Annotated in this window: 14 protein-coding genes and 1 pseudogene; 10 read left to right on the forward strand and 5 right to left on the reverse strand. The window is 74.3% G+C overall.

The window, feature by feature from the left end; translation table 11 throughout:
- Positions 1-86 precede the first annotated feature (86 nt).
- On the forward strand, positions 87-1,268 hold the full coding sequence (locus tag AB0G35_RS09785) for a serine hydrolase (RefSeq protein WP_360946500.1): 1,182 nt from the start codon (positions 87-89) through the stop codon (positions 1,266-1,268).
- Positions 1,269-1,275: 7 nt separating this feature from the next.
- Here the strand turns inward: AB0G35_RS09785 and AB0G35_RS09790 are convergent, their stop codons facing one another.
- From AB0G35_RS09790 to AB0G35_RS09800, 3 genes and pseudogenes are all read right to left on the reverse strand, one after another.
- On the reverse strand, positions 1,276-1,881 hold the full coding sequence (locus AB0G35_RS09790; RefSeq protein ID WP_360946726.1) for a DUF309 domain-containing protein: 606 nt from the start codon (positions 1,879-1,881) through the stop codon (positions 1,276-1,278).
- A 181-nt stretch (positions 1,882-2,062) separates the two neighbouring features.
- Complete coding sequence (locus AB0G35_RS09795; RefSeq protein WP_360946503.1) at positions 2,063-2,395, reverse strand: DUF427 domain-containing protein; 333 nt, start codon at positions 2,393-2,395, stop codon at positions 2,063-2,065.
- 444 nt (positions 2,396-2,839) lie between these two features.
- Positions 2,840-3,471, reverse strand: a pseudogene (locus AB0G35_RS09800) (helix-turn-helix domain-containing protein); the annotation flags it as partial.
- 292 nt (positions 3,472-3,763) lie between these two features.
- Between AB0G35_RS09800 and AB0G35_RS09805 the strand changes: the two are divergent.
- The 4 genes from AB0G35_RS09805 (at position 3,764) to AB0G35_RS09820 (ending at position 9,927) form a co-directional block, all read left to right on the forward strand.
- Positions 3,764-5,827: a SpoIIE family protein phosphatase gene (locus AB0G35_RS09805; protein ID WP_360946506.1), complete on the forward strand. Its 2,064-nt coding sequence runs from the start codon at positions 3,764-3,766 to the stop codon at positions 5,825-5,827.
- A gap of 108 nt (positions 5,828-5,935) precedes the next feature.
- The gene (locus tag AB0G35_RS09810) at positions 5,936-7,336 is read left to right on the forward strand and encodes a glutamine synthetase family protein (protein WP_360946509.1); all 1,401 of its coding nucleotides are present in this window, start codon (positions 5,936-5,938) and stop codon (positions 7,334-7,336) included.
- Positions 7,336-8,508: an amidohydrolase family protein gene (locus tag AB0G35_RS09815; protein ID WP_360946511.1), complete on the forward strand. Its 1,173-nt coding sequence runs from the start codon at positions 7,336-7,338 to the stop codon at positions 8,506-8,508. The genes AB0G35_RS09810 and AB0G35_RS09815 overlap by 1 nt, the downstream gene beginning before the upstream one ends.
- Before the next feature lie 195 nt (positions 8,509-8,703).
- Positions 8,704-9,927: an MFS transporter gene (locus AB0G35_RS09820; protein ID WP_360946728.1), complete on the forward strand. Its 1,224-nt coding sequence runs from the start codon at positions 8,704-8,706 to the stop codon at positions 9,925-9,927.
- Positions 9,928-10,122: 195 nt separating this feature from the next.
- On the opposite strand, the gene AB0G35_RS09825 is transcribed toward AB0G35_RS09820, so the two are convergent.
- The gene (locus AB0G35_RS09825; protein ID WP_360946513.1) at positions 10,123-10,794 is read right to left on the reverse strand and encodes a TetR/AcrR family transcriptional regulator; all 672 of its coding nucleotides are present in this window, start codon (positions 10,792-10,794) and stop codon (positions 10,123-10,125) included.
- 104 nt (positions 10,795-10,898) lie between these two features.
- On the opposite strand from AB0G35_RS09825, the gene AB0G35_RS09830 reads away from it, so the two are divergent.
- Positions 10,899-11,789 (forward strand): alpha/beta hydrolase, encoded by an 891-nt coding sequence (locus tag AB0G35_RS09830; RefSeq protein WP_360946516.1) that lies wholly within the window; start codon positions 10,899-10,901, stop codon positions 11,787-11,789.
- A 320-nt stretch (positions 11,790-12,109) separates the two neighbouring features.
- Here AB0G35_RS09830 and AB0G35_RS09835 read toward each other — a convergent pair whose 3' ends face one another.
- A complete protein-coding gene (locus tag AB0G35_RS09835; protein WP_360946519.1) occupies positions 12,110-13,633 on the reverse strand; it encodes a M81 family metallopeptidase in 1,524 nt (507 codons plus the stop codon).
- Positions 13,634-14,411: 778 nt separating this feature from the next.
- Here AB0G35_RS09835 and AB0G35_RS09840 point away from each other — a divergent pair.
- Genes AB0G35_RS09840 through AB0G35_RS09855 form a run of 4 tightly spaced genes read left to right on the forward strand, consistent with a single transcriptional unit; the run spans position 14,412 to position 20,039 of the window.
- The gene (locus AB0G35_RS09840) at positions 14,412-16,166 is read left to right on the forward strand and encodes a peptide ABC transporter substrate-binding protein (protein WP_360946522.1); all 1,755 of its coding nucleotides are present in this window, start codon (positions 14,412-14,414) and stop codon (positions 16,164-16,166) included.
- The gene (locus tag AB0G35_RS09845) at positions 16,163-17,113 is read left to right on the forward strand and encodes an ABC transporter permease (protein WP_360946524.1); all 951 of its coding nucleotides are present in this window, start codon (positions 16,163-16,165) and stop codon (positions 17,111-17,113) included. The genes AB0G35_RS09840 and AB0G35_RS09845 overlap by 4 nt, the downstream gene beginning before the upstream one ends.
- The gene (locus AB0G35_RS09850; RefSeq protein ID WP_360946526.1) at positions 17,110-18,015 is read left to right on the forward strand and encodes an ABC transporter permease; all 906 of its coding nucleotides are present in this window, start codon (positions 17,110-17,112) and stop codon (positions 18,013-18,015) included. The genes AB0G35_RS09845 and AB0G35_RS09850 overlap by 4 nt, the downstream gene beginning before the upstream one ends.
- Positions 18,012-20,039: an ABC transporter ATP-binding protein gene (locus AB0G35_RS09855; RefSeq protein WP_360946528.1), complete on the forward strand. Its 2,028-nt coding sequence runs from the start codon at positions 18,012-18,014 to the stop codon at positions 20,037-20,039. Before AB0G35_RS09850 ends, AB0G35_RS09855 begins: the two co-directional genes overlap by 4 nt.
- Positions 20,040-20,593 lie beyond the last annotated feature (554 nt).

Below are 20,593 nucleotides of genomic sequence, written 5' to 3' on the forward strand. Positions count from 1 at the left end.
GCGACAGCCCGGCCCGCGCCACGCCGCGATGGCCCGACTGGCTCAACCGCGCTGCACACGGCCGCCGCGCTCCGTAGCGTGACGGCATGGCATGTGACCCAGCTGTACCGAAGAAGGCAGCCGCAGTGGCGCTGCTCGCCGCCGCCGGTGTCGCGCTGACCTGCATACCGGCCGCGGCGAAGGGGCCGACGTACCGTCAGCCCGCCGGGGCCGCGACCGGGGTGCGCACCGTCACCGCCCCCGGCACACCGCAGCTGCCCGGCGGGCTGTCCGCGCTGTCGTGGATGGTGGCCGACGCGGAGACCGGCGCCGTACTCGCCGCCAAGGACCCGCACCGCAAACTCGCCCCGGCCAGCACCCTCAAGACACTGTTCGCGGTCACCGTCCTGCCGAAGTTCCGGTCGAGCACGGTCCGCCGGGTCAGCTCCGCCGACCTCGCCGGCGTCGGCGCCGGCAGCAGCCTCGTCGGCGTCCAGCAGGGCCGCCGCTACACCGTGGCCGACCTCTGGCGCGGCGTCTTCCTGCGCTCCGGCAACGACGCCGTGCACGTCCTCGCCGCGATGAACGGCGGCTGGCAGGCCACCGCCCACGAGATGCAGCAGACCGCCCGGAAACTCGGCGCGCACGACACCACCGTCAAGTCCCCCGACGGCTACGACGCGCCCGGCCAGGTGTCCTCCGCGTACGACCTGACCGTCTTCGCCCGCGCCGGGCTGGCCAACGACGACTTCGCCCGCTACTGCGGCACCGCCCGCGCCACGTTCCCCGGCGCTAGCGGCACCATCCCGATCGAGAACACCAACCGCCTGCTGTCCGGCTCGCACGGCGTGCTGCGCTACCCGGGCATCATCGGCGTCAAGAACGGCTACACCAGCAAGGCCGGCAACACCCTGATCGCCGCCGCCCGCCGGAACGGCCGCACCCTGCTGGTCACCGTCCTCAACCCGCAGTCCCAGGTGGCCAACGGCGTCTACAAGGAAGCCGGTTCGCTGCTGGACTGGGGCTTCCGCACGGAGAGCGGCACCCAACCGGTGGGCACCCTGCACACCCTCCGCGCCGCCCACGACGGTGCCGCCCCGCTCCGCCCGGTGGCCGCCCGCCTCCCCGGCCCCGAACGCCGCGACGCTTCCGCCGCGTCCTCCGCCCTCGTCCTCGGGGCGGGCGGCGCCGGCCTCGCGACATACGGGCTGGGCGCCCTGCTCGCCCGGTGGCGGCGGGAACCGGCCCCCGCCGGCGGCCGGCGCCGGGAGGGCGGAGGGGCCGGGTAGCCGGACCCTAGGCCCCGGCCCGGCCTCCGCCGGCCCGCAGCCGGGGCGCGGTCTCCGCCGCCGGCACGGGCCACGGACCGGCCGCCCCGTTCCCGGCGGCCGGCCCACCGGCCAGCCGCCCGGTCAGCCCGTCCGCCCAGGCCAGCAGCCCCGCGACGTCGATCCCGTAAGGGGCGGCCGCCGCGTACGGCGCGATCGCCCCCGCTCCCCGCTCCAGCAGGGCACTACCGCCCACCGCATTGCCGCGCGCCGCATGGGTGAGGCCCACCGCGAGCTGGGCCAGCCCGCGCCACAGCTCGCGTTCCGCCTCCGGCGCCGCCTTCCACGCGTCCTCCAGCACCTCATGGGCGTGGAACGGCATCCCGGCGTCCAGCAGCCGCTGCGCCTCGGCCAGGGCCTCCGCGGGCGTCCGCGTCACCCCTTCGGGCTGGCGGGCCACGCCCGGCGCGCCGTACGGCAGCGGCCGGCCCAGACCGTCCCGCGGCCGGGCGTTCCGGGCCCGGCCCTCGTCGTCCCGGTCCCGGCGCCGGGCGCCGGCCCCGGAGACGGCCCGCGGATCCGTCCGGCTCGGCTCCTCCGGTCCGCCGGCACCGGCGCCGCAGTGCTCGCACACGTCACTGCCGGGCCGTTCGCGGATCCGGCCGCAGGCGTCGCACACCCGGTCCAGCCAGCACGCCGGGTCGCCGCCCTCGTCATGGGTGTCGTTCACGCTTCGATTGTGCGCCGGGCGGTCCCGGCGCGTCGTGGCGGGGTACGGGCCTGCGCACCCCGCGCCGGGACGCCTCCCGCCCGCGTCAGACCGCCTCGGCCTCGTAGAAACACAGATGGTCCTTGATCTGCGCGACCTCGGCGTGCGGCTCCGGGTAGGCCCAGGCGACGTCCTCGGGGCCGTCGGTCAGCGACCAGTAGGAGGCGGTGCCCTTGAAGGGGCAGACCGTGTGCGTCCCGGACGGGGTGAGCAGGTCCATCCGGACGTCCTCGGGCGGGAGGTAGTACCGCACGGGGTAGCCCGTCTCGGACAGCCGCAGCGGCCGGTGGCTCTCGGCGACCAGCCGGCCGTCGATCTCCACGCGGACGTGGTCGGTGCCCTGGGTGACGTCGATGCGGTGGCCGTGGGTGGCGCTCATGACCGGCTCTCCTTCGTAGGGGCCTGCACGGGGTGGGGATGCGGGGTCCGCAGGGGCGCGGGCTCCCGTCGTGGTGATACGGGGTCCGCAGGGGCGCGGGCTCCCGTACCGTCCAGGATCGCACCGGGGCCGCGGGGCCGGCCCCCGGCACGCCCCGCTCCACCTCCCGGATCCCGCACCTCGCCCACTCTGCCGCCGGCGCAACGGGCCCGGCCGGCCGCTCGCGGGCCGGCCGGGCAGCGGTGCTGCCCGCCGGACCGGTGGACGTGCAGCCGGAACGGCTCCTCCGTCGCCACCGGCTCTCCGGACGGCCCGCCCACGAACCTCTCGGGCAGCGGCCGCAGTTCGCTGCCGTCCACGCCCAACACAGCCGTACGGACGGTGACTTCATTGCCGCAGGCGGCCTCACGGAGGTTCCCGCAGGCCCCCGGCGCCGGTGGTGCACCACTGCCGGCGGTAGGGCTCGTGCGGTCGCCCCACGGCGGGGGAGCGGGCCGCCTGCGCCCGCAGGCCGAGCCGGACCAGCCGGTGGCGGCGCTGCGGCTCGGTGCGCGGGGTCTGCGGCGCGCTCAGGTGCAGCAGCTCCGCGCGGGCGTCCGGAGTCGCCGCCGGGCCCGCCGCACGGCGCTCGGTGTCCTCGTCCCCGCACCACCGCACGGCCGCCTCCGGCAGCTCGTCACGGCCCGGGAAGTGGTCGTGCACGGCGGCCGGGCTGGTGCCGCAGGTGGTGGGCGATGTCGGCGACCCGTACGCCGTGCACGCCGTGCTCGGCGATCAGCCCCGGCCGGTCTCCCGGACCGTCTGCGACGGCCGGCCGCCGCCCTCGGGGACGGCCGCCGACGCACGCTCCGCCGGGGTGCGCCGCTCCGGGGCGCCGAGCGGCCGGCCGGTGTCCACCCCGCCGATGTCGGCGGTCCGCACGATCTCGGCGAGCGGGAAGCGCCGGGTGCCGCCCGGCGACCGGGACGGCTTCGACGGGTCCGTCACGACCCGGCGGGGAACTCCAGGTGGCTGACGCCGAGCCGACCGAGCACCTCCCGGACACGGCCGGTAACCGCACCGATGTCGTCGGTGATCCGGTCCGCGGCGTCATCGGAGCCCGGGCCGGGGCATCCTTCATGCCCCCTGCGGTGTCCTTCATGCCCCCTGGGGTGTCCTTCATGGCCCGGGACCCTCACAGCCGTGGTGAGGACATCGCAAGGCCCGGGACGGGGCGCAGGAGCCGAAATGCGCAGTTCACGGCCACTTTCGCGGGGCGGTGAGGAGAGAACTGACCAGAGCGTCAGTCGCCCGGGCGGGGAGGCCGGCCCCGTGCGACGAAAAGGGCTGGACGCGCCGTAAACCGGGTGAATGTGGCAAAGTGACGACATGGCTGACCGGGGAGCGAAGCGCCCCACCGTGTCGGTGCCGGACGACTGGCCCGCCCACCCGGACCTGACCCTGGCCCTGAACGGCATGGGCGGCTTCGACTGGGACCTCGACAGCGGGCTGATGCACATGGACCCGCCCGCCCTTGAGGTCTTCGACATGCGCCCGTCCGAGTACGACGACCGCCCGGAAACGCTCAACGCCCGGGTCCCCGGCCACGAGGCCGCCCGGCTGGACGCCCTGGTCGCCCGGGCGCTCAAGGACGGCAGCGACTCCTACGGCGCCTACTTCCGGGTCCGCCTCCGCAACGGGGAACTGCGCTGGACACACAGTCAGGGCAGCATCCGCCGGGACAGCGCCGGCCGCCCCCGCCGCATCATCGGCGTGGTCCGCGACGCCAGCCACGAGTACACCCATGCGGCCGAGCGGCTCGCCGTCGACGAGGAGCGCCGCCGGCACACCAACGTCGTCGAACGCACCACCGCCGCCCTGGCCCACGCCCGGACCGTCGGCGAGGTCATCGCCGTCCTCGCCGGCGAAGAGGGCCTCAACCGGCTCGGCGCCGAGAACATCATCCTCGGCCTCGTCGAAGCCGGCCGGATCCGACTGGTCTCGGAGGGCAAGGCCGGCAGCTTCGTCCCCGACCTCGAATACACCCGGGTCGGTGACGAATTCCCGATGAGCCGGGTCGTCCGCACCCTCACCCCGCGCTACGTCCGCAGCCGGGACGAGTTCAAACGCGAGTACCCCCGGCTCTGGCCCGCCATCGAACCCCTCGACGTCCACTCCGCTGCCTACCTCCCGCTGATCGCCCAGGGCCGCCCCATCGGCGTCATCGGCCTCTTCTTCGAGCGCGAGAGCGAGTTCCGCGACCAGGAACGCAACGTCCTGGTCGCCCTCGGCAGCAGCATCGCGCAGAGCCTGGCCCGCGCCATGCTTTACGACCAGGAACACGACCTGGCCGCCGGCCTCCAGCAGGCCATGCTGCCGCGGCGGATCCCCGGCGTGCCCGGCGCCCAGATCGCCGTCCGCTACCGCTCCGCCCGCATGGGCCGGGACATCGGCGGCGACTGGTACGACGTGATCTCGCTGCCCAACGGCCGGGTCGCCGCCGTCGTCGGCGACGTCCAGGGCCACGACACCCAGGCCGCCGCCCTCATGGGCCAGCTGCGGATCGTCCTGCGCGCCTACGCCGCCGAAGGGCACGCCCCCGCCACCGTCATGGGCCGCGCCTCCGCCTTCCTCAACGAACTCGACACCGACCGCTTCGCCACCTGCACCTACGTCGACGCCGACTTGAGCACCGGCGCCGCCAGGATCGTCCGGGCCGGCCACATCGACCCCCTGCTGCGGCACGCCGAGGGCATGTGCCGGCTGCTGCCGGTGCCCGGCGGACTGCCGCTGGGCATCGCCTCCGAATTCCGGCGGCTGGACTACCCCGTCACCACCGTCCAGCTCGCCGCCGGCGACACCCTCGTCCTGTGCACCGACGGCATCGTCGAACAGCCCGGCGCCGACCTCGACGACGGCATGCGCCACCTCGCCCGGGAGATCCGCGACGGGCCGCAGGACGTCCAGCAACTCGCCGACCGCCTCTGCGAAGCGGCCGGCGAACGCACCAACGAGGACGACATGGCGCTGCTCCTGCTGCGCCGGCTGGGTGCCCCCGAACACGACACCGTCGGACGGTTCCGGCAGCACATCGCCCCCGCCGACCCGGACGGCCTGTCCGCCGCCCGGCACATGATCCGGTCCGCGGTCCGCGCCTGGGGAGCGGCCGAACGCTCCGAGGAGATCGAGCTGGTCGCCGACGAACTGATCACCAACGCCCTGCTGCACACCGACGGCGAGGCCGTGGTCAACATCCGGATGCCGCACAGCGTCGGACGCCGGCTGCGGCTGGAGGTCGAGGACCGGTCCAGCAGCCTGCCCCGCCGCCGCGAACCGGGCGAGGCCGGCGTCTCCGGCCGCGGCCTGCTCCTCGTCGACCGGCTGGCGGATGTCTGGGGTGTGGAACCGCGCGGCGGCGGAAAGTGCGTATGGTGCGAGTTCAACTGCCCCTGACCGGGACGGTGGTCCCTCCCAGCGTCGGCTGGGGGAGGGTCCGGCCGCCCCGGCAACCGACGGGGAACGGTCGCCGAGGGATCGGCATGGTCGAGTGAGGACGGCTCTATGACATCGCGGGCTGCACAACAGCGCGAGGAAGCCCGGCAGTTGACGGCGCGCCTGGAGGCCGAAGGCGTCCGCAACATCGCGCTGACCTGGGTCGACAACGCGGGCATCGCACGGGTCAAGACCGTGCCGGCCCAGCGGCTCGCGGCCACCGTCGCCCGCGGCGTCGGCATGTCACCGGTCTTCGACGTCTTCACCTCCGACGACACCATCACCGAGTCCGAGCACCTCGGCGGACCCGACGGCGACCTGCGGCTCTTCCCCGACCTGGACCGCGTCACCGTCCTCGCCGCCCAGCCCGGCTGGGCCTGGGCCCCGGCCGACCGCTACGACCAGCTCGGCCGGCCGCACCCCGCCTGCCAGCGGCAGTTCGCCCGGCGGATGACCGAACGCGCCACCGCCGCCGGCCTGGAGGTGCGGATGGGCTTCGAAACCGAATGGGTGGTCACCCGCGCCCCCGAAAGCCACCGCCCCGGCACCACCGACACCTTCGCCCCCCTCGACTACCCCTGCGCCGGGCCCGCCTACGGCATGACCCGCGTCGTCGAACTCTCCGACTACCTCCGCGATGTCACCGAGGCCCTGACCGTCCAGGGCATCGACGTCCTCCAGCTCCACCCCGAATACGCCCCCGGCCAGTTCGAGCTCACCACCGCGCCCGGCGACCCGGTACGCGCCGCCGACGACGTCGTCCTGGTCCGCGAGACCCTCCGCGCGGTCTCCGCCCGGCACGGCCTGCGCGCCTCCTTCGCCCCCTCGGTCGTCGCCGGCCAGGTCGGCAACGGCTGCCACCTCCACCTCGGCCTCTACCGCGACGGCCGCAGCCTGCACCGCACCCCCGACGCCGCACACGGCCTCGCCCCGGACGCCGCGGCCTTCCTCGCCGGCATCCTCGGCACCCTGCCCGCCCTGCTCGCCATCGGCTGCCCGTCCCCCGCCAGCTACCTCCGGCTGCAACCCTCCCGCTGGGCCGGCGTCTATCAGTGCTGGGGCGTCGAGAACCGCGAGGCCGCCCTGCGGCTCGTCCCCGGCGCGCCCGACGACCCCGACGGCGGCCACGCCGAGGTCAAGACCTTCGACGCCGCCGCCAACCCCTACCTCGCGGTCGGCGCGGTGATCGCCGCCGGACTGCACGGCATCGACACCCGGGCCGCCCTCCCGGAACCCCAGAGCGGCGACCCCGGCATCCTCGGCGTCCGCGAACGGGCCCGGCGCGGCATCGTCCGCCTCCCCGCCACCCTCACCGAGGCCACCGACCGGCTGGAGAAGTCCGCACCGCTCCGCGAGGCGCTGGGCGAGGTGCTGCACGGCGCCGTCCTCGCGGTCCGGCGCGCCGAGGAGGCGCACTTCACCGAGAGCACCGACGAGGAGATCGCCGCCGCCACCCGCTGGCGCTGGTGATGCCCACGCCCGCCCCGGGGAGCGGCACCCGCTTCGACGACGGCCTGCCGCCCTTGGTGGACCACCACTGCCACGGCGTGCTCCGCCACGAACCCGACGCCGCGGCGTTCGCCTCGTACCTCACCGAATCGGACCGGCCGCCCGCGGCGGGCACCACCCACTTCGACACCCAGACCGGCTTCGCGGTCCGCCGCTGGTGCCCGCCGCTGCTCGACCTGCCCGCCCACTGCCCGCCCGAGCACTACCTCGCCCGCCGCCGCGAACTGGGGCCCGAGGAAACCCGCCGGCGGCTGCTCGGCGCCACCGGCATCGGGGCCTACCTCGTCGACACCGGGCTGCCCGGCGACCTGACCGGACCCGATGACACCGCCGCGGCCGGCGGCGGCACCGGCCACGAGGTCGTACGGCTGGAAACCCTCGCCGAACGCACCGCCGCCGCGACCGGCGACGGGGCCACGGCCGCCGACGCCGAGGAGTTCACCGATGCGCTCGCGCGCGCCGTCCAGGACGCCGCGCGCACCGCCGTCGCCTTCAAGACCGTCGCCGCCTACCGCCACGGACTCGCCCTCGCCCCCGAACCGCCCACCGCCGGCGCGGTGCACACCGCCGCGCGTGCCTGGCTGGCCGCCGGCGCCGGCCGCCTCACCGACCCGGTCCTGCTCCGCCACCTCGTCGCACTGGCCGTCGCCACCCGCCGCCCGCTGCAGATCCACACCGGCTTCGGCGACCCCGACCTCCGGCTCGACCACGCCGACCCGGCACTCCTCACCGGCCTCGTCCGCGCCACCGCCGGCACCGGCACCGACCTCGTCCTGCTGCACTGCTACCCGTACCACCGGCAGGCCGCCTATCTGGCGAGCGTCTTCCCCCACGTCTACGCCGACGTCGGCCTCACCCTCACCCACACCGGCCCCCGCGCGACCGCCGTCCTCGCCGAGTTCCTCGAACTCGCCCCCTTCGGCAAACTGCTCTTCTCCACCGATGCCTATGGCCTGCCCGAGCTCTACGTCGTGGGCAGCGCCCTGTTCCGCACCGCACTGGCGGAGGTGCTGGGCGGCTGGACGGCGAGCGGCGCATGGTCGTCGGACGACGCCCGCCGGGTGGGCGCCATGCTCGCCGCGGAGAACGCCCGCCGGGTGTACGGCCTGGGGGCGGCGGGGCGGGCGCGGTAAGGACCGTACGGCCCGAGCGCCACTTCCGCCCTGCCGTCGGGCGCCTGTCGTGCTCATGCTTTACTGCGCCGCGTGTCCCCTACAACAACCTCCGGCGAGACCTCCGACGAGACCTCCGGCGAGACGCCCGGGCAGACCACCGGGCACACCCCCGGCACTCGTCCGGACAAGGGCGGAAAGCCCTGGCATTCCCGCATATTCGCCGACCTGACCCCCCTGCGCACCTCGGCCGACTACCGCCGCCTGTGGTGCGGCAACACCGTCTCCTGGATGGGCCAGCAGATGACCGCCCTCGCGGTCTCGCTGCAGGTCTACGCCATCACCCGGTCCACCTTCTCGGTCGGACTGGTGGGCCTGTGCTCGCTCGTCCCGCTGGTCGTCTTCGGCCTCTACGGCGGCGCCATCGCCGACACCGTCGACCGCCGCACACTCGGCCTGTACAGCGCCGCCGGCGCCACCGCGATGTCCCTCACCCTGGCCGCCGCGGCGCTCGCCGGATACCACCGGGTCTGGCTGCTCTACACCGTCGTCGCCCTCCAGGCCGTCTGCTTCGCGATGAACTCCCCGGCCCGCACATCGATGATCCCCCGGCTGCTGCCCACCGAACAGCTGCCGGCCGCCAACGCGCTCAACTCCCTGACCAGCAACCTCGGTCTGATGGGCGGCCCGATGCTGGGCGGCGTCATCGTCGGCCTGTGGGGCTACCAGGCCGCGTACCTGATCGACGTCGCGGCCTTCAGCGGCGCGCTCTACGCGATGTGGCGCCTGCCGTCCATGCGCCCCGACCAGGGCGAGGGCCCGCGGCGCCGCGCCTCCGTCCTCGACGGCCTGCGCTTCCTCGCCACCCGCCCCAACCTGCGGATGACGTTCTTCTCCGACCTGGCGGCCATGGTGCTGGCCCAGCCGCGCGCCCTGTTCCCCGCCGTCGCGGTGCTGTGGTTCGCCGGCGACGCCAAGACCGTCGGCCTGCTCGTCGCCGCGCCCGCGGTCGGCGCCGTCCTCGGCGGACTGTTCTCCGGCTGGCTCGGCGGCATCCGCCGGCACGGCCTGGCCATCCTGCTCGCGGTCGCCGCCTGGGGCGCGGCCATCGCCTGCTTCGGGCTCTCCCGGAACCTGTGGCTCGGCCTGTTCTTCCTCGCCGTGGCCGGCTGCGCCGACACCGTCTCGATGGTCTTCCGCAGCACCATGCTTCAGGCCGCCACCCCGGACGCGATGCGCGGCCGCCTCCAGGGCGTCTTCATCGTCGTCGTCGCCGGCGGCCCCCGCCTCGGCGACTTCCTCGCCGGCTCGGTCTCCGACCTGACCACCCCCGCCACCGCGGTCATCGGCGGCGGCCTGGCCTGCATCCTGACCGTCACCGCGCTCGGCCTCGGCCGCCGCGCCTTCGCGAGGTACGACGCGCGCGATCCGCAGCCCTAGCGACGGGCGGGGGAGGGGGCCGGGGGGCCGGCGGATGCCGGCCGCCGCGCTCGTCGCCCCGTGCGTGCGGAAGTCGCCCCGTACGTGCGGAAGTCCCCTCGTACGAGGGCGAGTTGGTGGCCGGTGTCTACGAGGTCGGTCGGCGGCCGGTGTCCACGAGGTCGGCCGGCGTCCGGTGGTCCGCTGTGGCGGAGGTCAGCCCAGCACGCCGGCCAGGGACCGGGTGAGTACGGCGTCGAACCGGTCGCGGGGAGGGTCGTCGGGCGGGGCGGCGGCGAGCAGGGCGGTGATGCCGGGGTGATGTCCCGCAGCGGCGACGTGGCGGAGGTAGGCGGACCGGCGCGCGGCGCCGGTGTCCGCGGCAGCCGTTTCGTTCTGGACGAACAGCGCGGTCAGGCCGCCGAGGAGGGCGAACGCCTCCAGTTTGCGGGCGGGGTCGGCCGGGTGGTCGGCAAGGACGACGAGCACGTGCTCCAGTAGGTCGACCCCGTGCGGGCCGAGGGTGGGGCGGCTGATGACCATGCCGGGCAGCCACGGGTGGCGACGCATGATCTGCCGGGCCTGGCGGGCGATGGCGAGCAGGTCGGCCTGCCAGTCACCGCTGGGTGCGGGCAGGTCGTATTCGCTCGCCGTGCTGTCGGTCATCAGGTCGAGCAGGTCGTCGCGGGTGGCCACGTAGCGGTAGAGCGAGGCCGCGCCGGTGCCCAGGACCGATGCGAGGCGGCGCATGGAGACGGCCGCCACGCCCTCGCGGTCGGCCAGTTCCACCGCGGCGGCGGTGATCTCGGCGCGGCTGCGCTCGGCCGGGCGCCCGACCGACGCCTGCTCCGGCCGCATCCAGATCACCGGTTCCTGCTGTCCTGCCACTGCCACCTCCCGTGTTGCCGCCAGCCTATCCATCGCATACGTTGTTCGCATACGTCGTTCGCGAACACTGTTTGCGAACTTTGCTCGCGAAGGAGAGGGGTGCCATGCCGCGCTACGCACACAATGGCCAGATCCGGATTGCCTTCGAGGACCTGGGCGGAGCGGGCGGCGAACCGCTGCTGCTGGTCATGGGGCTCGGAACCTCGCGGTTCTGGTGGCCGGACGCGCTGGTGGGCGACCTGGTACGCCGTGGCTTCCACGTCGTGGCCTACGACCAGCGCGACGCCGGCCAGTCCACCCGCCTGCCGGACCGCCGCGTCGGCTCACCGATCAAGGCCCTGCTGTACCGCGAGGCCCCGGCCTACCGCGCCGAGGACCTCACCGACGACGCGGTCGCCGTCCTCGACGCCCTCGGCTGGCAGCGGGCGCACGTCTTCGGCCATTCGTTGGGCGGACTCGTGGCACAGCGGATGGCGATCCGTCACCCGGAACGGGTGCTGAGCATCACCACCTCCTCGGCCGTGCCCAGTGACACGAAGGGCCTCGGCGTCCTGCGGTACGTGCGCCCGGCGCCGCTGCCCCGCCTGGCCCGGCTGAACCACCCGCGGACCCCGGAAGGCGACCTGGCCCTGGCGGTGGCCGTGGCCCGCATCCTGGCCGCGCCCGGACGGCACGTCGGCGCGTCCGACGTGCGCGAGTTCGTGGACAAGGAAGCCGCGCACGGGATCGCCAGCTTCCGCGACGACAAGGCGCAGAGCCGCCAGATCGGCGCGCCATGGCACGGCGGACCGCTCGCCCGGATCACCGCACCGACCCTGGTGCTGCACGGCGAGCAGGACCCGCTGCTACGCGTGGCGGCCGCACGCCACATCGCCGCCGCCGTCCCCGGCGCCCGGCTGCGCACCCTGCCCGGAGTCGGCCACTTCCTCACCCGTGACGCCTGGACCGGCTACGCCGACGAACTGGCCGCGTTCGCCGGCCGGGCTAACAGGTGACCACCGCCCGGAGCGGCGGCCCGCGACCGCGGCCCTGAGACTCCGGAGAGGCGGCCCGCGACCGCAGCCCTGAGACGTGGTCCGGGTGGGTGGGGGGAAGGCCGTACGGGATGTGCGAACAGATCCCGTAGGGGATCCGCGAGCCCCCTGCTGGGCCTCAACGCCGGAGACAGGGGCGGTATTCCCGCGTCGGATCCCGCTGCAGCAGGTGTGATGTCGGATCCTCCTGCAGCAGGTCTGCTGTCAGACCCCCTACAACAGCTGCGGTGCCAGATCCCCCTACCGCAGGTGTGGTGCAGCAGGTGCGGTGTCAGGCCTCTCTACAGCAGTTGCGGGGTGAGGTCCGGCTCTTCGAAGCCGGCGTCGTCGAACGGGTACAGCGGGCGGCGGATCCTGTGGTGGCCGAGCCGGAGGAGGTCCTGGTCGACGCCGCCGGGGGTGAGGGCGAGGAGCCAGTCGGCGGCCATGGCGTACAACTCGGGTTCCAGATAGCCGATCTTGACGACGACGAGGTCGTGGTCGAGCGGGTTGACGGAACCGAAGTCGGCGCGGGTGTGGAACGGGGTGCGCCGCTCGGTCAGGATCACCGTCACCCCGCCGCGGGTGACCGCCGCCCGCCGGCCGCCCCCGTCGTACGCCGGGTTGCCGCGCGGTGCGCCCGGGGCGGGCCGCGGGTCCTCCAACGCCGTGACGGTGCCGGTCAGTTCGTACGGAGCGGCGTGCGGACCGGTGCCCGCGCTGAAACAGCCGCCGACCCGCACGGTCACCTCGGCGCCCGGCCCGGCGGCGAAGCACGCGGCGACCGCCGCCGGGTCGGTGAGGCCCGGGTGCACCGCGCTGCACCGGCCGCTCGCCAGGTCCTCGTGCGCCAGCAGCCGCCCGAGCATGTACGCGAGGTCGCCGGCGCCGCCCGCGGTGGGGTTGTCGCCGGAGTCGCTGATCAGGAACGGCCGGGCGGACGAGGCCACCGCCCGGGCGATGCAGTCGTCGGCGTCGCCGGTCGGGCCGACGAAGGCGAAGTCCCGGCGGGCGTCCCAGTACGCGCGGGCCAGCGCCCCGGCCTGGTCGAGGGCGAGCGCGGGATCGTCCGCGGTGACGACCACGGCGGCCCGGCAGCGTTCCTCGTCGGCCCAGGCGTACCCGACCCAGAGCGCCGCGTCGACGATCCCGTCGAGCGCCTCGACGGTCGCCAGCCGGCCGTAGAGCGACGCGGCCGGTTCGAGGCGGGTGCTGGTCTTCTCGCCCGGGAGGAGCACCGGGATCTGCACCCATGCGCGGTGCGGGCGGCCCTTCCCGGAGACCAGCCGCGCGACGAGGTTGCGGGCGGCCCGCTCCCGGGTTTCCCAGGCGTCCTCGTGCGGCGCCATCCGGTGCGCGGTCAGCAGGTCGAGGTGCTCGGCGAACCGGCGCGAGACATTGCCGTGCAGGTCCATGGCGGCCGAGATCAGGGTGTCGGGCCCGGTCGCGGTGCGTACGGCCGCGGTCAGGTCCGCCTCGGCGTCGTCCATCCCGACGACGCTCATCGCGCCGTGGATGTCGAGGACCAGGCCGTCCAGCGGCCCGGACTCCCTTGTCCGGACGGTGAGTTCGGACCGGATGCGGTCGTAGGTGGCACGCTCGACCGGACCGCCGGGCACCGCGACGGCATGCACCAGGGGAACCCACTCGACCGCCCGGGAGAGCTCCCCGTCCGGCCGGGTCCAGGTGTAGCGGTCCAGCAGTTCGCGCCCCCGGGTGACGCGGAAGTCGTCGTACGTCGAGCGGTGCGGGCAGAACTGGCTGGACTCGATGGCCATACCGCCGATGCCGATGCGCAGCGGTCGACCGGTCGTCGCTGGGAGCATGCGGGCTCACTTCCCTGGGGTAGCGGGTTCCCTGAAGGCGTCTCTGCGTGGCGGGCGTTCGCCGAGGTACGGGCGCTGCCCGCGTGACAGGCATGGCCCACGTGGCAGGCGTGGCCCGCGCGACAGGCTTGGCCCGCGCGACAGGCTTGGCCCGCGCGACAGGCTTGGCCCGCGGGACGGGGGTCGACTGGGGGGCGGGGCACGGCGTGCGGCATTCCGCTCAGTACGGCGTGGCCGGCGCCCAGCAGTCCCGCGTCCGGGCCGCAGGCCGCGCGGGGTCGAGGGTGAGTTCGCCGCGAGCGCGAGGACAAGCGCGGCGGAACCGGGCGGCTCCTCGGGGGTGGTCATGGGAGCGCGCCTTTCGCCTGGTCGGAGCCGGGGGAGAGGGAGGCGGGTACTGCCCCTGGCCGGCAGTGCCCCGCGGACTTCCTACGGACTTCCTACGGACTTCCCGCGGACTTCCCGCGGACTTCCCGCGGGGTTCCTGCGGACTCCCCGCCGAGTTCCTGCAGACTTCCCGCGGACTCGTGCGGAACGAGTTCCCGGCTTCCTTCGGCGCGCTTCCTTCGCCACCAAAGCAACCCTCCGTCCCAACTCGCCGACAGTAGAGCGCAGTCGGGCCGGTTCCGCCAGGGTCTTGACTTCTTTTCGCGGCCGTCCGTACGTTGCTCGCACCCTTCCACCGGCCCGACCTCCCGGAGGCAGTATGGGCCCGCGCAGGACACGAACTCCCGCGCCCGTCAAGCGAATTGGCCGGGGCGGGCGAGCCGGCCGCCTCTTGGTCGCCGTCCTGCTCGGTATCGCCGCACTGGTCGGCTGCGGCCCGCCTGGCAACGTTGTCACCGAGCTGGGACCCACCGGCGGCGTGCCCGTCGACGGCGGGACCGCCACCATGGCGCTGCCGCCCGCCTCCACCCCCAACTGGATCTTCCCCATCGGCGCCCCCGGCTATCTGGCCTCCTACAACAGCGCCATCCAGGACCTGCTGTTCCTGCGGCTCTACCTGCCCGAGAAGAAGGGCGACGGACTGACCCTGGACTCACCCCGCGGCCTCGCGGAGAAACCCCGCTACGGCGACCGGAACCGCACGGTCAGCATCACCCTGAAAAAGGGCTACCGCTGGTCGGACGGGCATGCCGTCACCACCCGCGACGTGAAATTCTGGTTCGATCTGATCAAGGCCAACAAGCAGGAATGGGCCGGGTATTCGCCGAAGCTGATGCCGGACGACGTCACGGCATTCGAGGTCCTCGACGACCGCACCTTCCGGCTCCGGCTGGACCGCGCCTACAACCCGGCGTGGTTCGCCGCCAACGAACTCCAGGACTTCGTCGCCCTCCCCGCACATGCCTGGAACCCGCACCACGACGGCCCCCGGCGGGCCTTCGCCCGGCTGATGCGGCACGCCCGGCAGTTCTCCGCATTCGCCACCGACCCGCTCTGGAAAACCGTCGACGGCCCCTGGCGGATCGCGAAATGGGCCACCTCCGGACAGGTGGAGCTGGTCCCGAACCCCCACTACAGCGGGCCCGACACACCCCATCTCGACCGGGTCGTCCTCAAACCGTTCACCACCGCCGACTCCGAATTCAACGTGCTGCGGGCCGGCGGGGTCGACTACGGCTACCTGCCGCCCTCCGTCATGGCCCAGTCGGCGAAATTCCGGGAAATGGGCTATCGCATCGACCCCTGGGAGGGCTGGGCGATCACCTACCTCGTGCTCAATTACCACCACCCCACCGCCGGCCCCCTGCTGCGGCAGACCTATCTGCGCCAGGCGCTCCAGCACCTCATCGACCAGCAGGCGATCTCCGAGGTGATCTGGCACGGCAGCGCGGCACCCACCCTCGGCCCGGTCCCGGCCGGACTGCTCGACGCCGCTCCGTACCCGTACGACCCGAAGCGGGCGAAGGCGCTGCTGGCGGACCACGGCTGGGCCGCCCGGGGCGGTGTGCTGCGCTGCGTACGGCCCGGGCGCGGCGCCGACGCGTGCGGCGCGGGTGTCGCGGACGGGCAGGAGCTCCGGCTCTCGCTGCTCTCCCAGTCCGGTTCGACCGAGACCACCAACACCATGCAGGTCCTCAAGTCGGAGTTCGGCAAGGCCGGCATCGTCCTCGACGTCCGGCAGCAGCCACTGAACACGGTCCTGGGCACCACCGTCCCCTGCAGCACCGGCGACCCCGTCTGCTCCGCCTGGCAGCTCGGCTTCTTCGGCACCCAGGGCAGCTGGTACTTCCCGCCCGACCCCAGCGGGGAGAAGATCTTCGCCACCAACGCCCCCTCCAACATGGGCAGTTGGTCCGACCCCCGGACCGACGAGCTGATCCGCGCCACCGAGTACTCCGACGATCCCGCCGCCCTGCGCGCCTACGGCCGCGAGGTCGCCCGCCGCCTCCCGGTCCTGTGGACCCCCAACCCCGCCTACCAGGTCTCCGCCATCCGCAACGACCTGCGCGGCGTCGATCAGAACCCCACGCTGTCGCTGGCCCCCCAGGACTGGTACTACGTCACGAAGGGCGGTACCGGCCGGTGATCCCCTTCCTGGTCAAACGCCTCGCCCAGGCCCTGGTCGTCCTGCTGCTGGTCTCCGTCCTCGTCTTCGTCCTGCTGCACCTGCTCCCCGGCGGCCCGGCCCGCGCCATCCTCGGCGTGCAGGCCACGCCCCAGGCCGTCGAGCACTTCAACCACCAGCAGGGATACGACCGTTCGCTGCCGCAGCAGTACCTGATGTACCTCGGCCGGCTGCTCTCCGGCGACCTGGGGGAGTCCCACAAGCTCAACCAGGGCGTCGCCGCGCTGCTCGCCGAACGGCTGCCCAGGACCGCCCTGCTGGCCGGGGTGTCGCTGGCACTGGCCGCGGTCCTGGCCGTACCGCTCGGCATCCTGCAGGCGGTGCGCCGCGGCCGGACCGCCGACCACGTCCTGACCGGCCTGGCCTTCCTCGCCTACGCCACCCCGGTCTTCTTCCTCGGGCTCGTCCTCGTCCTGGTCTTCAGCCAGCAGCTGCCCCTGCTGCCCGCCGAGGCGCCGCAGGCCGACACGGTCGGCGGGATCCTCGCCGAGCCGGCCGGCCTGATCCTCCCGGTCGTGACCACGGCCCTGGGAATCGTCGCCGCCTTCAGCCGCTATCTGCGCTCCGCGGTCCTCGACAACCTCGGCGAGGACTACGTCCGCACCGCCCGCGCCAAGGGCCAGTCCGGCACCCGGGTGCTGGTCCGGCACGTACTGCGCAATGCGCTCATCCCGCTGGTCACCCTCCTCGGCCTCTACCTCCCGACCCTCTTCAGCGGGACCCTCGTCGTCGAGTCGATGTTCAACTACCCCGGCATGGGGCTGCTGTTCTGGAACGCGGCCCAGGGCTCCGACTTCCCCGTACTGCTCGGCGTGACCCTCGTCGTCGGCGTCGCCACCGTCCTCGGCTCCCTGCTCGCCGACGTCGCCTACGCCCTCCTCGACCCGCGCATCAGGAGCGTGCCGTGACCACCACCGCCCCCGCACCGCCGGACGCCCCGCCCGCCGCCCCCGGACCGGTCCGCCGCGCCCTGACCGGCTTCCGCCGCAACAAGCTCGCCCTGACCGGCGCCCTGATCCTGCTGGCCCTGCTCGCCTTCTGCTTCCTCGGCCCGCTGCTCCACCCCACCGACCAGATCCACACCGACCTCACCCAGGCCAACCGCGCCCCCGGCGCCGGCCACCCCCTCGGCACCACCGACCTCGGCTACGACCTGCTCGGCCGGCTGATGTACGGCGGCCGCACCTCCCTGGAGGTCGGCCTGGCGGCCGGGCTGCTGGCCACCCTCCTCGGCACCGTCTACGGCGCGGTCGCCGGCTACTTCGGCGGCTGGCTGGACGCCGCGATGATGCGGGTCACCGACGCCGCGCTCGCCATCCCGGCGCTCTTCCTCCTCGTCGTGGTCGCCACCCTCGTCACCCCCGGCAAACCCGTCCTCATCCTGGTCATCGCCTCGGTCGCCTGGCTCTCCCCGGCCCGGCTGCTGCGCGGCGAGGCGCTGGCGCTGCGCAGCCGCGACTACGTCCACGCGATGCGGCTGATGGGCGGCGGCGGGGGCCGGGCGGTGTTCCGGCACATCCTGCCCAACGCGGTGGGAACCGTCGTCGTCAACGCCACCTTCCAGATCGCCGACGCCATCCTCTACGTCGCCTACCTCTCCTTCCTCGGCCTCTCCCTGCCGCCGCCCGCCGCCGACTGGGGCTCCCTGCTCTCCGCCGGCATCACCTACACCCAGGTCGGCCACTGGTGGCTGATCTACCCGCCGGGCATCGCGATCGTGCTGGTCGTGGCCGCCTTCAACTTCCTCGGCGACGGGCTGCGGGACGCCTTCGACGTACGGCTCGACACGGGACGGGACGGCCACCGATGACCGAACCCCTGCTGCGCATCGACGACCTGCGCGTGGACCTCGCCACCCGCGACCGGACCGTGCACGCCCTCGACGGCATCGACCTCGACGTCGCCCCCGGCGAAGCGCTCGGCCTGGTCGGCGAGTCCGGCTGCGGCAAGACCCTCACCGCCCTCGCCGTCCTCGGGCTGCTCCCCGCCGGCGGCCGGATCACGGGCGGACGCATCCTCTTCCACGGCACGGACCTGGCCGCCGCCCCCGAACCCGTCCTGCGCGGCGTCCGCGGCCACACCGTCGGCATGGTCTTCCAGGACCCGCTCAGCTCGCTCAACCCCACCATGACCATCGGCGCCCAGGTCGCCGAACCCCTCCGCCTGCACACCCGCCTGACCAGGGCCGAGGCCCACGCCAAGGCCGAGGAGACGCTCGGCCTGGTCGGCCTGCCCCGCCCCGCCGAGCGGATGACCCACTACCCGCACCAGCTCAGCGGCGGCATGCGGCAGCGCGTCGCGATCGCCATGGCCCTGGTCTGCGAACCGGACCTGCTGATCGCCGACGAGCCCACCACCGCCCTCGACGCCACCACCCGGCACCAGATCCTGGAACTCGTCGACGCACTGCGCGCCCGGCTCGGCATGGCCCTGATCCTCGTCACCCACGACCTCGGCGTGATCGCCCGCCGGGTCGACCGCGTCGCGGTGATGTACGGCGGCCGGATCGCCGAACGCGCCCCCGTACGGCCGCTGTTCGCCGCCCCGCGGCACCGCTACACCCAGGCCCTCCTCGCCGCCCTCCCGGAACGCGCCCCCGACCCCGCCCGCCCGCTCGCCACCGTCCCCGGCCTCCCGCCGGTCCTCACCACCCGCCCGACCGGCTGCCGCTTCGCGCCCCGCTGCGGCTTCGCCACCGACCTCTGCCGCACCGCCGAACCCGAGCTCACCGACGGCCCCGACGGCGGCCGGCCGGCCGACCGCACCGCCCACGCCTTCGCCTGCTTCCACCCGGCCGGCCCGGCCCCCGGCCCCGACCCGGTCGCCGAGGTACGCCCACCCGCCCCCGTCGCCGCCCCGCCCCGTACCGACGTGCCGCTGCTCCGCCTCACCGACCTCGCCAAGAGCTACCCGCTGCACGACGGCCCGTTCGCCCGCCGCCGGGGCGGCGCCGGGATCAGCGCCGTGGCCGGGGTCTCGCTCACCGTCCGGCGCGGTGAGACCTTCGGCATCGTCGGCGAGTCCGGCTGCGGCAAATCCACCCTCGGCCGGCTGGCGGTCGGACTGGAGGCCCCCACCACCGGCACCGTCGAGATCGCCGGGCGCGACCTGGCCACGCTGCGGGGCCGCGAGCTGCGCGCGCACCGGCGCGAGGTCCAGCTGATGTTCCAGGACTCCGAAGCGGCCATGGACCCCCGGATGCGGGTCGGCGCCGTACTGACCGAACCCCTGGTCATCCAGGGCATCGGCGACCGGGCCGCCCGCCGGCGCCGGATCGCCGGCCTCCTGGACGACGTCGGGCTGCCGCGCGGCGCCGTCGACCGCTACCCGCACGAATTCTCCGGCGGCCAGCGCCAGCGCCTCGGGCTGGCCCGCGCCCTCGCGCTCGCCCCCTCCCTCGTGGTCGCCGACGAACCGGTCTCCGCGCTCGACGTCTCCGTCCAGGCCCAGATCCTCAACCTGATGCGCGCACTGCAACGGGAGAAGGGCCTGAGCTACCTCTTCATCTCGCACGACCTGGCGGTGGTACGGCACGTCGCGGACCGGGTCGGCGTGATGTACCTCGGCGAACTCGTCGAGACCGGCCCCACGGAGGCGGTCTTCGACCGCCCGCTCCACCCCTACACACGCGGGCTCCTGGATACCGTCCGCCCGCCCGGCTCCGCCTCCCGCCCCCTCACCGGCGAGACCCCCTCTGCCGCGGCCCCACCGTCGGGCTGCCGCTTCCGCACGCGGTGCGCGTGGGCGACGGAGCTCTGCGCAACGGACCCACCGCCGACGGTGCGAGCGACCCTTGGCCACCACGCCACCTGCCACCATCCGCTGCGGGGCTGAGCCGTTGGCGGCGCCGCAGACGAGCACGTACGCGGCGCCGCAATGCGCGCAACGGCGAGGAGCCCCGCGGCGCCGCAGACAGGCACGTACGCGGCCCCGCCAAGCGCGCACCGGCGGGCAACCCCCACGGCGGAACGGCCAGCTACGTACGCGGCGCCGTAATGCGCGCTACGACGAGCAACCCCCACGGCGGAACAGCCAGGTACGTGGGAGGCTCGCCAAGCGCAGCGGAATGCGGTGGGCCCATAGAGACGCCAGACTCGGGTACGGGGGCCATGTGGCAACAAAACCTCTTATTGGAGGCCCGCCGTGCAGCGGCAACCGCACCCGCGCCGTGAGCGCACGCTCGACCGCGATCCGCAGCCCACGCGGCCGCCGGACCCGGGAGGCCCGCCGCCGAATCCCACCCCCGACCCGCTTCCCGGACCGCCGACCCCGCCGGGGCCGCCGGATCCCATCCCTCCGGAACCGTCGCCGATACCCCGTCCGCCCGGGCCCGATCCCGACCCGGTCCCGGACCCGTCCCCCGCTCCCTCACCGCTTTCCTAGGAGGT

Origin of the sequence: Streptomyces sp. NPDC021749, assembly GCF_040640655.1 — a bacterium.
Lineage (GTDB): Bacteria > Actinomycetota > Actinomycetes > Streptomycetales > Streptomycetaceae > Streptomyces.